At 57.5% G+C, this 13,057-nt stretch carries 14 protein-coding genes; 8 read left to right on the top strand and 6 right to left on the bottom strand.

All coding sequences use genetic code 11. The features are described 5' to 3' along the window. Positions 1–36 precede the first annotated feature (36 nt). A complete protein-coding gene (gene hxpB / locus DX909_RS14720; protein WP_229311048.1) occupies positions 37–726 on the top strand; it encodes a hexitol phosphatase HxpB in 690 nt (229 codons plus the stop codon). Positions 727–741: 15 nt separating this feature from the next. Then, entirely contained in the window at positions 742–1,560 is an 819-nt protein-coding gene (locus tag DX909_RS14715) for a PhzF family protein (protein ID WP_128545943.1), read from the top strand. A gap of 17 nt (positions 1,561–1,577) precedes the next feature. On the opposite strand, the gene DX909_RS14710 is transcribed toward DX909_RS14715, so the two are convergent. After that, positions 1,578–1,991 carry a DoxX family protein gene (locus DX909_RS14710; protein ID WP_128545942.1) on the bottom strand — a complete coding sequence of 138 codons (414 nt, stop codon included), beginning with the start codon at positions 1,989–1,991 and terminating at the stop codon, positions 1,578–1,580. Between the two features lie 381 nt (positions 1,992–2,372). Here DX909_RS14710 and DX909_RS14705 point away from each other — a divergent pair, with 381 nt between their 5' ends. The 4 genes from DX909_RS14705 (at position 2,373) to DX909_RS14690 (ending at position 5,590) form a co-directional block, all read left to right on the top strand. Beyond that, positions 2,373–2,825 carry a GNAT family N-acetyltransferase gene (locus DX909_RS14705; protein ID WP_128545941.1) on the top strand — a complete coding sequence of 151 codons (453 nt, stop codon included), beginning with the start codon at positions 2,373–2,375 and terminating at the stop codon, positions 2,823–2,825. A 33-nt stretch (positions 2,826–2,858) separates the two neighbouring features. Further along, positions 2,859–4,004, top strand: coding sequence for a radical SAM family heme chaperone HemW (gene hemW / locus DX909_RS14700; RefSeq protein WP_128545940.1), 1,146 nt, complete (start codon positions 2,859–2,861; stop codon positions 4,002–4,004). 109 nt (positions 4,005–4,113) lie between these two features. After that, the gene (mtgA, locus tag DX909_RS14695) at positions 4,114–4,887 is read left to right on the top strand and encodes a monofunctional biosynthetic peptidoglycan transglycosylase (protein ID WP_374755863.1); all 774 of its coding nucleotides are present in this window, start codon (positions 4,114–4,116) and stop codon (positions 4,885–4,887) included. 259 nt (positions 4,888–5,146) lie between these two features. Continuing rightward, on the top strand, positions 5,147–5,590 hold the full coding sequence (locus tag DX909_RS14690; protein WP_164851287.1) for a response regulator: 444 nt from the start codon (positions 5,147–5,149) through the stop codon (positions 5,588–5,590). Between the two features lie 10 nt (positions 5,591–5,600). Here the strand turns inward: DX909_RS14690 and DX909_RS14685 are convergent, their stop codons facing one another. The 5 genes from DX909_RS14685 to DX909_RS14665 form a co-directional block, all read right to left on the bottom strand. Then, a complete protein-coding gene (locus DX909_RS14685; RefSeq protein WP_128545937.1) occupies positions 5,601–5,927 on the bottom strand; it encodes an MGMT family protein in 327 nt (108 codons plus the stop codon). 6 nt (positions 5,928–5,933) lie between these two features. After that, positions 5,934–6,515 carry a DUF3109 family protein gene (locus DX909_RS14680; protein WP_128545936.1) on the bottom strand — a complete coding sequence of 194 codons (582 nt, stop codon included), beginning with the start codon at positions 6,513–6,515 and terminating at the stop codon, positions 5,934–5,936. Positions 6,516–6,548: 33 nt separating this feature from the next. Continuing rightward, the gene (locus tag DX909_RS14675) at positions 6,549–8,858 is read right to left on the bottom strand and encodes a LysM peptidoglycan-binding domain-containing protein (RefSeq protein WP_128545935.1); all 2,310 of its coding nucleotides are present in this window, start codon (positions 8,856–8,858) and stop codon (positions 6,549–6,551) included. A gap of 8 nt (positions 8,859–8,866) precedes the next feature. After that, positions 8,867–9,511 carry an O-methyltransferase gene (locus DX909_RS14670; protein WP_128545934.1) on the bottom strand — a complete coding sequence of 215 codons (645 nt, stop codon included), beginning with the start codon at positions 9,509–9,511 and terminating at the stop codon, positions 8,867–8,869. Between the two features lie 153 nt (positions 9,512–9,664). Beyond that, complete coding sequence (locus DX909_RS14665; protein ID WP_128545933.1) at positions 9,665–10,903, bottom strand: M16 family metallopeptidase; 1,239 nt, start codon at positions 10,901–10,903, stop codon at positions 9,665–9,667. A 210-nt stretch (positions 10,904–11,113) separates the two neighbouring features. Here DX909_RS14665 and DX909_RS14660 point away from each other — a divergent pair, with 210 nt between their 5' ends. After that, positions 11,114–12,112, top strand: a complete 999-nt coding sequence (locus DX909_RS14660) for a glycosyltransferase family 9 protein (RefSeq protein ID WP_128545932.1) — start codon at positions 11,114–11,116, stop codon at positions 12,110–12,112. Positions 12,113–12,170: 58 nt separating this feature from the next. Further along, positions 12,171–13,052, top strand: coding sequence for a mechanosensitive ion channel family protein (locus DX909_RS14655; RefSeq protein ID WP_128545931.1), 882 nt, complete (start codon positions 12,171–12,173; stop codon positions 13,050–13,052). The last annotated feature ends 5 nt before the right edge of the window (positions 13,053–13,057 follow it).

Below are 13,057 nucleotides of genomic sequence, written 5' to 3'. Positions count from 1 at the left end.
CCGGGCGGTTTTCGTGCCGTCGGCGGTTTATAACGTATGATGAAGATACAAGCTGCGATATTTGACATGGACGGCCTGCTGGTGGACTCCGAGCCGCACTGGCGTGAGGTAGAGATCGAGGTGTTCAGAACGGTAGGGCTGGAGATGACCGAGGAGATGTGCAAGTGGACGACCGGGATGCCTACCGATGCCGTGGTACGGTACTGGCACGAACGGCATCCCTGGAACAACCGCAGCCTCGACGAGGTGAACGAGGAGATCATTCAGAAAGCCTTCGAGCGGATCGGCCTGTATGCCGGACCCATGCCGGGCGTTCCGGCCATCCTGGACCTTTTCCGGGAGCGGGGCGTTCCGATGGCGGTGGCTTCGGCCTCGCCCATGCACCTGATCGAGAAGGTGCTCGACCGGCTGAACATCCGGTCGTATTTTACCCTGTGGCACTCGGCCACCCTCGAAAAACGCAACAAGCCCTGGCCTGACGTCTACCTGGGAACGGCCCGGCAGCTTGGCGTCGAACCGGAGTGGTGTCTGGCCTTCGAGGATTCCGGAAACGGTCTGAAATCGGCTTCGGCCGCCGGAATGATCACCGTAGCCGTTCCCGCCGATTATGAATACGACGACCCGAAATTCGACCTTGCCGCGTATAAGATTCCATCCCTGAAAACCTTTGATGCTTCTGCCCTGGACAACCTGGAAGTTCAGGTGTCGACGGCCGGTTCCAACTAAAAAGCCCCAACTTGCATGCCTATCCGCCTTTACCAACTCGACGCGTTTACCGACCATCTTTTCGGTGGAAACCCGGCCGCCGTCTGCCCCCTGTCCGAGTGGCTCCCCGACGAAACGATGCAGACCATTGCGGCCGAAAACAACCTGGCTGAAACGGCTTTCTATGTGCCGACGGAAACCGGCTACCACATCCGCTGGTTTACGCCGACCGTCGAAGTGGACCTCTGCGGACACGCCACCCTGGCGACGGCCTATGTAATCTTCTACCTCGAAAAATCGTCGGATCAGGACACCGTGTCGCTGGACTCCCGGAGCGGGGTGCTGCGCGTCCGGCGCGAAGGCGACTGGCTGATTCTGGATTTCCCGGCCGACAGCACCCACCTGGCCATTCAGCCGCCCGCGCTGGAAACCAGCCTGGGAGATATCAAACCGGTGGAAGTCCTGAAGGGGAAGACGGATTATCTGATCGTGCTCGAACAGCAGCAGCAGGTACTGGACCTCAAACCCGATTTTTATGAGTTGTCGACAATCCCGGCCCGGGGCGTCATCGTTACGGCACCCGGCGATGCTTCGGCTGAAGATGCGGTCGATTTCGTCTCCCGGTTTTTTGCCCCGCAGTCGGGCATCGACGAGGACCCCGTCACCGGCTCGGCGCACACGACGCTGGTTCCATACTGGGCCGAGAAGCTGGACAAAACCGTACTGACGGCCCGGCAGGTATCCAGACGGGGCGGTTTCCTGCGCTGCAAACTCATTGCGCAGGAAGCGGGCCCGGCACGCGTCGAAATCGGCGGTCAGGTGCGGCTGTACCTGACGGGCGAAATTTCCCTGTAATCGAAAGAATCCGGCCCCTACAGACCCTCCTCAACGGAGGGTTTGCCGGGGCCGTTGAGCAATAGGAATATGCTCATCGCCCACAGATTGATCGCGGGCATGGCTCCTTTGTAGGTGTCGCCGATAGCGATATGGCCCAGCAGCAGGGCGAAACTGAAATTGATGAACAGAATGACGGCGGCCCAGCGCGTCCAGAGGCCGATGATGATCAGGATTGCCCCCAGAAATTCCGCATAGGCCGACAGCGCAGCGCTCAGGATCGGAAACGGAAACCCCAGACTTTGTAACCATTCGGCATACCCCGGAATACCTTCGGCGGGATGGAGGGCCGTATGCCCGGCTGCGTCGATCAGTTCATAGCCAAAGGCCAGCCGGAGCAGGAAGGGAGCGTAAGCCCGATAACGATGAAGGGTCGTAAACAAGCGGTTCATGCAGCAGAAGATTCCGGCCGGAAGGGTTAGGTGGCAAATGGGATTTTTACAAATATAGACCGATTGCTCAAAGGTTTTGAAATGATATTTGTAATTATTCTAAATAGATTATACATTTGCAGGGCAATGTTGAAAGCGCCATGAACGAGTTCGTCGAAAATCTGACTTTATCTTCTCCTTTTGCGGAAAATACCCGGGAACCGGGCACAAATCCCTTTCTTGGAGAGTCTTGCTGCGTCCTGAAAAAGTGCTGCAAAAAATGGAAGAAAAAAGGCAAGCACTGTAAAAAATGTCCTGATAATTAAGACGGTTGTCCTCTGTCTTCACTGATTTTCTGCCGCTCGCTTCAAAGCCGGGCTAAATTTATTTCAATTTTGCGGTATGGACATCCGCTATGAAATTTTTGCCGGTTTGCCGTCCGGGCCGCTTCTGGACGGTTTGCTTTCCCTCCATCTTCAGATTTTTCAGGGCCCGGCCCGGGACCACCTGCTCGAAGAGTACCAGAGTAATCTTTCCCGAAATCTTCTGACCATCCTGGCGCTTTCCGGGGACACGGTAGCGGGCTATAAAATGGGTTACCAGCGAAAAAAAGGCCACTTCTACAGCTGGCTGGGCTGCGTCTCCCCCGACTTTCGGCGGCTCGGCATCGGCGGCCGGCTCATGCAGCTTCAGCACGACTACTGCCGGGAAAACGGCTTTCATACCATCCGGACCCACACCCGCAACCAGTGGCGCGATATGCTGGTGCTGAACATCCGTCACGGTTTCGACGTCGTCGGCACGATTACTACCTCCGGCGCCCACACGACCATCGTTCTGGAAAAGCGGCTTTGAAACTTTGTGCCCCCGGGAATTGTAATTCCGGTAATGCACCTGTATCTCCACATACCGTTTTGCCGGCAGGCCTGCCACTACTGTGATTTTCATTTCAGTACCGACCTGAAACCCAAAACCGCGCTGGTCGAGGCCCTCTGCCGGGAGATCGGACTCCGGAAGGATTATCTGCCGACCAACCGACTGGAAACCATCTACTTCGGTGGCGGCACGCCCTCTCTGCTGACGGAAGCCGAACTGGCGCAGATCTTCGAAACCATTCACCGGCATTTTACCGTGGCCGTCGATGCGGAAATTACGCTGGAAGCCAACCCGGATGATCTGGTTCGGAGCGCGTCCGGGCCGGACCCGATGGGACGGTTTCGGAAGTACGCCAACCGCCTGAGCATCGGTATCCAGTCGTTTCACGAGCCGCACCTGCGGCTGATGAACCGCGCCCATACGGCCGCCGAAGCCGAATCCTGCGTGCAGCGGGCACGGGAGGCCGGTTTCGACAACCTCACCATCGACCTGATCTACGGCGTTCCGGCCGGGGGCCACGACATCTGGAAAACCGATCTGGACAAGGCCATCGCCCTCGACGTGCCGCATATTTCTTCTTATTGCCTGACCATCGAACCGGGGACGGTGTTTGGCAACTGGCTGTCCAAAGGGCGGCTGAATGCACCGGACGATGCATTTGGGGCCGAGGAGTTCAACCTGCTCGTTGAAGCGCTGACGGCGGCCGGCTATGAGCAGTATGAGATTTCCAACTTTGCCCGGCCGGGGATGGAAGCCCGGCACAACAGCAGCTACTGGAAACGCCGGCCCTACCTCGGCATCGGCCCCAGCGCCCACTCGTTCAACGGCCTGAGCCGCCAGTACAACATCGCCAACAACGCCCGTTACATTCGCAGCCTTCAGAAAGGGGAAATCCCGGCGACGGTGGAGGAACTGTCGCGGGCCGACCAGGTGAACGATTACCTGCTCACGAGCCTGCGCACGAAATGGGGCTGCGACCTGACCGAACTGACCCTGCTGGCAGGAACCGATTTTCAGGCGCTCCGCCGAAAGGAACTGAACCGGCTGTACGGCCAGGGCTGGCTCGCCCTCGATGACCGAACCCTGCGGCTGACCGAAGCCGGCAAGCTTTTCGCCGACCGGGTGGCCGCCGATCTCTTCGTGATGACGGACGACTGAACCCGCAGGCCGTCGGATAAATAATCTTTTAACGCAAACCGGATGCCTTGTTACTAATTAGTCTTGGCTATTTTTGCGTTTAATGAATACTCCTCGTCCGGTCAATCGCTTGCGTTCGCCTACATCACATTCGGTTTCCGCCCGTTCGGGTCGTTCTTCCCGCTCCGGGTCCTATCTCCGCCGGCAGCCCTGGCTGCAACGGGCGCTGTGGCTGATTTTTAAGGTGTTTCTGCTTCTGTTTCTGACCTCTTTCGGCTGGGTGGTTCTGTTGAAATACCTTCCGGTGTCGTTTACGCCCCTGATGATTTCCCGGAAGATCGAAGCGATGGGCAGCGAACAAAGCACACGGATTTACAAGGACTGGACTTCCTACGAAGATCTTTCGAAAGAAGCCGCGCTGGCGGTAGTGGCCTCCGAGGATCAGGCGTTCCCCGTACACTGGGGGTTCGATTTCGACGAAATTCAGGACGCCATCAAGGAGAACCGGGTCCGCAAACGCCCCCGGGGCGCCAGCACCATCTCGCAGCAGGTTGCCAAGAACGTTTTTCTCTGGACCGGGCGGAGTTACCTCCGGAAAGGGCTGGAAGCCTATTTCACTTTTCTGATCGAACTGATCTGGGGGAAGGAGCGGATTCTGGAGGTGTATCTGAACGTGGCGGAAACCGGCCCGCTAACGTTCGGTTTCGAAGCCGCATCCCGGCGGTATTATGGCCATTCGGCCAAAACCCTGTCGCGGCAGGAGGCCGCCCGCATTGCCGCCGTGCTGCCCAATCCGCGGCTGTTTTCCATTAAAAAGCCCTCCCCCTATATTCAGCGGAGAACCCGCCAGATTGCCCGCCAGATGCGGCTTTTGGGGGGGCAATCTTACCTCAGGAATTTGTAGTTACTGATTTTATAATTACATTTATTAATTGAAATTCTCAGGGCTTGTCATTGCGTTAGCCAATCAAATTTTACTATTTAGTTAGTAGTTGGTTTTCCGGTAAAATCAGGCAGTAAGTTTCAGAAGCTTCGTAGCCGGGGAAGTTTTTCGTGGGATGCAAATGAAGCTTTCACCTGTGCGATGACCGATATTTTGGACGTAACTTGAACTGACAGAACAATTCATGCCACAATCCGACCGGCAACTTAATCTTCCTTCGGTGCAACGAAAAATCTCCGTCATTATCGTGGACGACGATGAGGACGACCGGCATTTCATTCTCCGGGCCTTTCAGAACGTCGGTGCCAAACACCAGGTGATGCAGTTCGAAGACGGCGAGGAACTGCTCAACTTTCTGACGAAGGGAGAAGATGTCGAAGAAAAAGTAGCGAAATGCGGATTGATCATTCTGGACGTCAATATGCACCGGATCAGCGGGATTGAAGTGCTTCAGGTCATCAAAAGCAATCCGCTTTTAAGGCATATTCCCACCGTCATGTTATCGACTTCCATCGAGGAGGACCTGGTGCAGAAAGCGTACAGTAAAGGGGCGAACGGATACCTGCAGAAGCCCAATCTGATGGACGATTACAATCACCTCGTGATCAGTATGCAGACCTGCTTTCTGGAGGTGCCGAGCGTTCGCTGGTCCAAACTGGCGTAGCGGTTTTTATTTAGAATAACTCCGTCGACGGGTCCCAGAACAACGTTTTGAACGATTCGACGCGATCATCTTCCACCCTCACCCCTTCGGCTTCAAGCAATTCCTGCATCGCCGTCGGGCTTCCAAAGAACAGCTTTCCGGACAGCACTCCGACCCGGTTGACCACACGGTGGGCCGGCACGTCCCGGCCGTGGGCGGCATTCATCGCCCAGCCCACCATCCGGGCGCCGGCCCGCAGACCGAGGTAGCGCGCAATCGCTCCGTAGGTGGTCACCCGGCCGGGCGGAACCAGCCGGACCACGGCGTACACCTCCTCGAAGTAATCGCCCTGCCTCATGCCGGTTTACCGCGTTCCCCCGACGGGTTTGCCCTCGATATCTTCCACCAGCTGGTCATACCATTCGCTCCCGTACATCCGGATCAGGGGCTCTTTCAGGAATTTGTATACTTCGACACCCAGTTCCTGACCAAAGCTACAGGCCGGGCTGCAGATGGGCCAGCGGTCGTAATTCAGGGCGTGAAAACTTTCGTATTTGGTGATTCGGATGGGATAAAGGTGGCAGGAGATGGGTTTCTTGAAGTCAATCCTGCCGTCGTTGTATGCCTGTTCGATGCCGCATTTCAGAATGCCTCGTTCGTCGTAGTTCGCAAAAACGCATTCACGCCCGCCGATGGTCGTGGTTACATAGCCGCCTTCACCGTCGGATTCATACAATCCCTGTTGTTCGATGGCTTCGACGCCTGCGGGCAGCAGATAGGGTTTCACCTGCGGATATACCTGCTCCAGCACCGCCAGTTCGGATTTTTCCAGCGGTGCCCCCAGATCACCCTCCACGCAGCAGGCGCCCTTGCACTTCTCCAGGTTACAGACGAAAAACTTTTCGGCTACATCGTCGCTGATGCAGGTATTGTCGATCAGTATCATTGGTAATTCAGCCTCCTGCCGCCTAAACAGCCTTTATTTCTTGATGATTTTCAATTGCTGACCTACCTTAACGCCATCCTCGTTCAACTGGTTCCAGTTGCGGATCTGTTCTATGGTGACGCCGTATTGTTTCGAAATCCGGAATATGTTTTCACCCTTCTGAACGGTATGGTAGACAATCTCCTCCCCGACGAGGGCCCCGCTCGAACTGGCCGTGCCGCTGCCGGCGGAGCCGGTTTTGGCGGTGTTCCGGGCTACCTCAGCTTCAGCCCCCCTGATCAGGAGCGACTGCCCGACGGACAGCCTGTCGTTCTGGCTCAGGTTGTTCCAGGCCAGCAGTTCGTCTACGGTGACACTGTAGAGCCGGGAAATGCTGTAATACGTCTGACCGGCCTCTACCTTGTGCATCAGCGAGCGGTCGGCCGTGCTTTTGGCCGGCGCCGGACGGGTCGTTTCCGGGCGGGGAGCTGTGGTCCGGGTCGGTTCGGCCGGTTTTTCGGCCGGGGTTACCACGACGGTTCTCCTGGTGGTGGTCGTCGGAGCCGGATCGGCCGTTTCCTCTTCGAGAGGTTGTTGAACCGGTGCCGGTTTCACTTCCTCCGGTCGTACGACGGTCGGTTGCGAAGGCTTCGCGGGGGCCGGCGTCGTGGCGGCATAATCGGGAGCCGGCTGGCCTTCCGGGCGCACGATCACCACCCGCTGGGTGTTACTGCCGGTTGACGAACTGACCGAAGGCTGCGTCGTGGCGGGAACTTCGGCCGGCCGGCCGGCCGGGGGCGCTCCGGCCGCGACCCGGCTGTCGGCCGGAGCCGGTTTTTCGGGAGCCGGGGCGGACGACGAAGGGGTCGTTTCCACCAGCTTGGGACTGTACATTTTGCGCTCGGACGCGTTTTTCGGGATGGTACCGGCCGGCCGGCCGGTCGGGGCGGTTGCACCCACCCGCGTGTCGCCGGCATCGGTATCGTTTTGAGCGATAGTCGGTTGCGAAGACCGTGACGGGGCCGGGGTCCGGATGATCTCGACGGGCTGGTTGCGCGGACGTTTTTCACGAAGCCACATCACCCGGCCTACCTGAAGCCGCTGGTTTCGGTCCAAACGGTTATACCGCAGGAGCTTTTTCAGCCGCAGGCCGTACATCTGCGAAATGCTTCGGTTGGTTTCGCCTTCCCGGACGTTGTGGCGCGCGACGGCGGCTTTCCGCATCTTTTTCGCCAGGTAATACACTTCCCCTTCCATGACGGGGTCGTTGTCGCTCATGTCGTTGTACCGCAGGAAGCTCGCCATACTGATGCGGGCCTTGCGGGCCAGCGTAGCGGCATTGTCGCCCTTCAGCGCCTGAATACCGGGCAGACCGTTGATTTCGTAGAGCACCACATCCGGTTTGCCGCGCGTATAGTTGACTTTCCGCAGGATCGGATAGCCCGTATCGTTCCGTCGGGTCGCGTCGGCCTGGGCGATTTCCGCCGGCCGGGTCTGGCTGACCGTCCGGAACCGCTGCCGCAGCGTCGCCACCTGATCGGGCGCCACCGGAACAGCCAGCACGTAATCCTTGTCCGAAGGAATCTGATCACCCAGAATCCAGCGGTTGTATTTCCGCACTTCCAGTTCGTCCACCTTCAGTTCGTCGGCGATCTGCGCCACCCTTTTGCCGCTGCCGAGGGGATATTCGACGAGGGCGACGGTGTTGGCGGTCCGGTAGGCGGGCAGGGCGGTCTCCAGCGCGATCTTGTGGGCGAAGAAGCGGAGAATGTACCGGTCGGTGCGGTCGGTGAGGGTGATTTCCTGGGCATTGACCCAATCCGGCGGAACGAGTTTGCTGATACCGCCGGTGCCGAGGTAATAGGAATACAGCGAGGATACCCAGTTGTTGTAGACGGTGTTGTTGCGTTTCAGGTATTTGGCGGCTCCGCGCGTGGCGGCTACGATGCTTTTTCGCTCGTCTACCTCGTCATCGACCCGCAGGCCGTGGTCGGTGGCGGTTTCCTTCTTGAACTGCCAGTAGCCCACGGCCGTCGAGGACGAGACGGCGTCGGGTGTCAGGGAGCTTTCCTGCACGGCGAGGTATTTGAAATCGGTCGGGACCTGCTCGTCCTGCAGGATGGTTTCGATGAGCGGGAAATACAGGACGACGCGGTCGAGTTTGGCCTCCCAGTATTTCCGGTTGGACTGAATCAGGGAAGCAATGTCCTGCTGGATGATGCGACGGGCCCCGTTGTCGATGCGGACGTTCAGGTCGGCGAAGCGGATGGTTGAAGGAACCTCAGGGAGAGTCTGAGCAAAACCGAACTGGACAACAAGGCTGGTTAAAACGAAAAGAAACAGGGTCTGAAACCTCTTTTTCATACGGGTGTTTAACATTTGTAAATCATCATCAATCCATCACGTACCGGCAGCAACACGTGTTCGGTGCGGGCGTCTTCGTGAACCTTGCGGTTGAAGTCCAGCACCACCTGGGTGTCTTTGTCGGGTTTACGGTCCGTCGTCTGCACGACTTTACCGCTCCACAGCACATTATCCGCTAAAATGATGCCACCCGGCCGGACCTTGTCGAAAACCAGGTCATAATACAGTCCGTAACTGACTTTGTCGGCATCGATAAAGACGAGGTCGAACGTCTCGTCGAGGGTCGGGATGATTTCGGCGGCCTGTCCCAGCCGGAGGTCGATTTTCGGCCCGAGGGGCGACTGCTCCCAGTACGACCGGGCGAAGGTTTCCAGTTCTTCGTTGTTGTCGAGCGTGATGAGCCGTCCGTCGTCCGTCAGTCCTTCGGCCAGACAGAGTGCCGAATAGCCCGTATACGTACCGATTTCCAGAATCCGGCGGGGCCGGAGCATGCGGGAGATCATCGACAGGATGCGGCCCTGGAGGTGCCCGGACAGCATTCGGGGCCGCATCACCCGGGCATGAGTGTTTCGATTCAGTTGTCGTAGCAGATCGCTTTCGGCCGAAGTGTGGGCTTCAGCATAGGCAAGCAGTTCGGGTGGGAGAAAATCCATGCCGGGTAACAGAGGATTCGCAATTGTACTTAAAGCGAAATAGTAAGCGGTTTTGGTATATGATCAGACACAGAATACACCGATTTACAGAGATTTTTATTGAAATCCTCGTATTCGGTCAAAAATAATCCGGCAGTCAGGTCGGCGCCGGGCTTATTCCGGTTCGGGCAGGAAGATGAGGTGACTCAGCTGGTTCTCGTCGAACATCTCGTTGGCCAGGTCCTGAAGCTGGGCGGCATCGACCTGTCGGATTTCGGCAAAAATTTCGGGGAGGGAATCTACTTTTCCGGTGTCCAGAATGCTCTTCGCCATCATCAGCATAAAGCTCTGGTTGCTCTCCTCGGACATGGCCAGCTGGCCCATCAGCTGCTCCCGGGTATGGTGGAGCTGGGTGGCGGTCAGCGGTTTTTCGCGCAGCACCTTCAGTTCTTTATGAATCTGCTGAACGCTCCGTTCGAGGTTCTTCTGGTCGGTGCCGAAATAGATGCCCAGGAAGCCGGTATCCAGGAAGGGCGTATAGCTGGCTTCGATGGAGTAGACCAGACCATATTTTTCCCTCAGGTTCATGTTCAGACGGCTGTTCATGCCGGGTCCGCCGAGCAGGTTGACCAGCATGAAGAACGGCAGCCGGCGCGGGTCCGGCAGGGCATAGGAGGGCCGTCCGACGGCATACTGGGCCTGCGTAATGGGCCGTTCGACCGTAACGCGCTGGGGTTCGTAGTGATCCGGGGCCTGTCGCTTTCGTTCGGAGGTCAGGCGCGGGACGTCGCTGAAGTACTTTTCCGCCACTTTTTTCACTTTGCTGAACGGCCAGTTGCTGACGGAGGCAAATACCACCCGTTCGGTATCCAGATTCTCGCCGATGAAGTGCTGAAGCTGTTCCCGGGTGAAGGAGCGGACGGTTTCGGGCGTGCCGAGGATGTTGCCGCCCAGCGGGTGATTCCGGAAAACCACCTGGTCGAAGTCGTCCTGAAGGGCGTCTTCGGGCGAGTCGTAGTACATCGCCATTTCTTCCAGGATGACGCTGCGTTCCTTCTCGATCTGTTTCTCCGGAAAAACCGAGTGAAAGGCAATGTCGGCCAGCAGTTCAGTGGCTTTTTCGAAATGCAGCCCCAGCACCGACGCGTGAAAACAGACCTTTTCCTTGGTGGTGTAGGCGTTCAGTTCCCCCCCGACGGTTTCGAGCCGGTTTATGATATGAAAGGATTTTCTTTTCTTCGTGCCCTTAAAGGCCATATGCTCCCAGAAGTGGGCCAGGCCCTGCTGGTGGGGCTGCTCGTCCCGGCTGCCGATGTCGAGCATTATACCGCAGTGAGCAATCTGCGTGTGCGGTATCTGTTTGTGAACGATCCGGATGCCGTTCGGTAAGGTATGTACTTCGTAATCTTCCATTCGTAAGGAACCCTACCCTTCGCAGAGGGTCAATAGACAAAAATGCCTGCCTGAGCAGACGGTTTTACGCCGGTCCGGCGGTTGCGCATATCATTTTAAGAACTAAATTTAATCGAAGAAAATTTCATCACAAGGCAGAGCCGGAAGGTTTCTTCGCAGGGAGAAAATATTCCCTTCCTTTTTCCTTCCTGTCTCTACCGGCACCCAGGCATGAAACAACCGCAACGGTTTTTAATTATTCAGACGGCTTTTATCGGCGACGTTATTCTGGCGACGTCCCTTATTGAGAAACTACGGTACCATTTTCCCGACGCGACGATCGATTTTCTTCTTCGGAAAGGCAATGAGGGCCTGCTTCAAACCCACCCGCTGCTGAATGAAGTGCTGGTCTGGGACAAAAAGAAAGAAAAATATGCCGGCCTGCTCCGGCTGTCGAAAGAGATCCGCCGGCGTCGGTACGATACGATCATCAACCTGCAGCGGTTTGGAGCGACGGGCCTGCTGACGGCTTTTTCCGGCGCCGGAGAAACCATCGGTTTCGACAAAAACCCGTTCGCCCGGGCCTTCACCCGGACCGTTCGTCACCGCATCGAACCCGGTGTGCACGAAGTGGACCGGAATACGGCCCTCGTCAGCGGCTTTACCAACCAGCAGGTATTCCGGCCGAAACTTTACCCCTCGCCGGCCGACCTGGACCTGGTCCGGACCTATCAGAACGGACCTTATATCTGTCTGGCGCCGACCTCGGTCTGGTTCACCAAGCAGTATCCGGAAGAAAAGTGGGTTGATTTCATCCGGGAGGTTCCGGGCGACCTGACCGTTTATCTGCTGGGGGCGCCCTCCGACGTCGACGCCTGCGAACGCATCCGCCGGGCCGCCGGTCGGGAGCAGGTGGTGAATCTGGCCGGCCGGCTGCCCCTGCTGGCTTCAGCCGCGCTGATGGCGGGGGCGCGGATGAATTTCGTCAACGATTCGGCTCCGCTGCACCTGGCCTCGTCGGTCAATGCGCCGACCACGGCCGTCTTCTGCTCGACCGTTCCGCAGTTCGGATTCGGGCCGCTGGCCGACGACGCCTTCGTGGTCGAGATCGAAGAAATACTCGAATGCCGACCCTGTAATCTGCACGGCCGGAAAGCCTGCCCGCTCGGCCATTTTCAGTGTGCCCGCGGCATCCGGACCGATCAGTTGCTGGCCTCGCTGCGAGACTGATTCAAACCACACGCGCATCTCGCTCGTTCTTTATGGAAATGATATGATTTGCGGAGTTATGATGGATTTGAATGAGGGCCTTCGATTGATTTACCAGCAACTGGCGGGCTGGTCCAAAGCCGGGATCATTTACCTGCCCCGGATCGGACTGGCGCTGGTGGTATTTCTGGTATTCAGTTTCATCGCCCGCTATTTTCGCCGTCTGGTCGTCCGGGGTTTCGACCGGTTCAGCGACAACATGTCGCTGATCAACCTGACCGGAACCGTTTCACAGACCCTCGTGACGGCCGTAGGGCTGTTCTTCGCTCTGGGCATTCTGGGGCTGGACAAGACGGTGGCTTCGCTGCTGGCCGGGGCCGGAGTCATTGCGCTGGCCATCGGGTTCGCCTTTCAGGACCTGACCGCCAACTTCATCTCCGGAACGATCATCGCCCTGCAGCGCCCGATCCAGGTCGGCGATCTGGTCGAAACCAACGGCTTCGTCGGACAGGTACTTACGGTAAAGCTGCGTTCCATCGTGCTCGATAACTTTGCCGGCCAGACCATTGAGATTCCCAGTAAGGACGTCTTCCAGAAACCCATCATCAACTATTCCCGCACCGGCCTGCGCCGGATTGAACTGAATTGTGGCGTTTCCTACATCGACGATTTGGGCAAGGCGCAGAAAACGGCCGTCGGTGCCGTCAGGGCGCTGCCGTTCATCCGGAAAGATAAACCCGTCGAGATGCACTACAAGGGCTTCACGCTCGACATGATCCAGTTTCTGGTCTGGTTCTGGATCGACCCGGCCAAGACCGACTCGGCGCGGGCCTTAAGCGAAGCCGTCAAAGCCGTTAAAACGGCTTTCGACCAGAACGATCTGCTGATGATGTTCCCTCCGCACACCTTCGATCTGAAAAAGCGGAAAGAGCAGGAACTGAAAGTGGACAGCCCCGAATAAAAGCC

Origin of the sequence: Larkinella soli (genome assembly GCF_003703975.1) — a bacterium.
Lineage (GTDB): Bacteria > Bacteroidota > Bacteroidia > Cytophagales > Spirosomataceae > Larkinella > Larkinella soli.
Note: the sequence above shows the minus strand (reverse complement) of the source record. Positions and strands in the feature narration are given on the sequence as shown.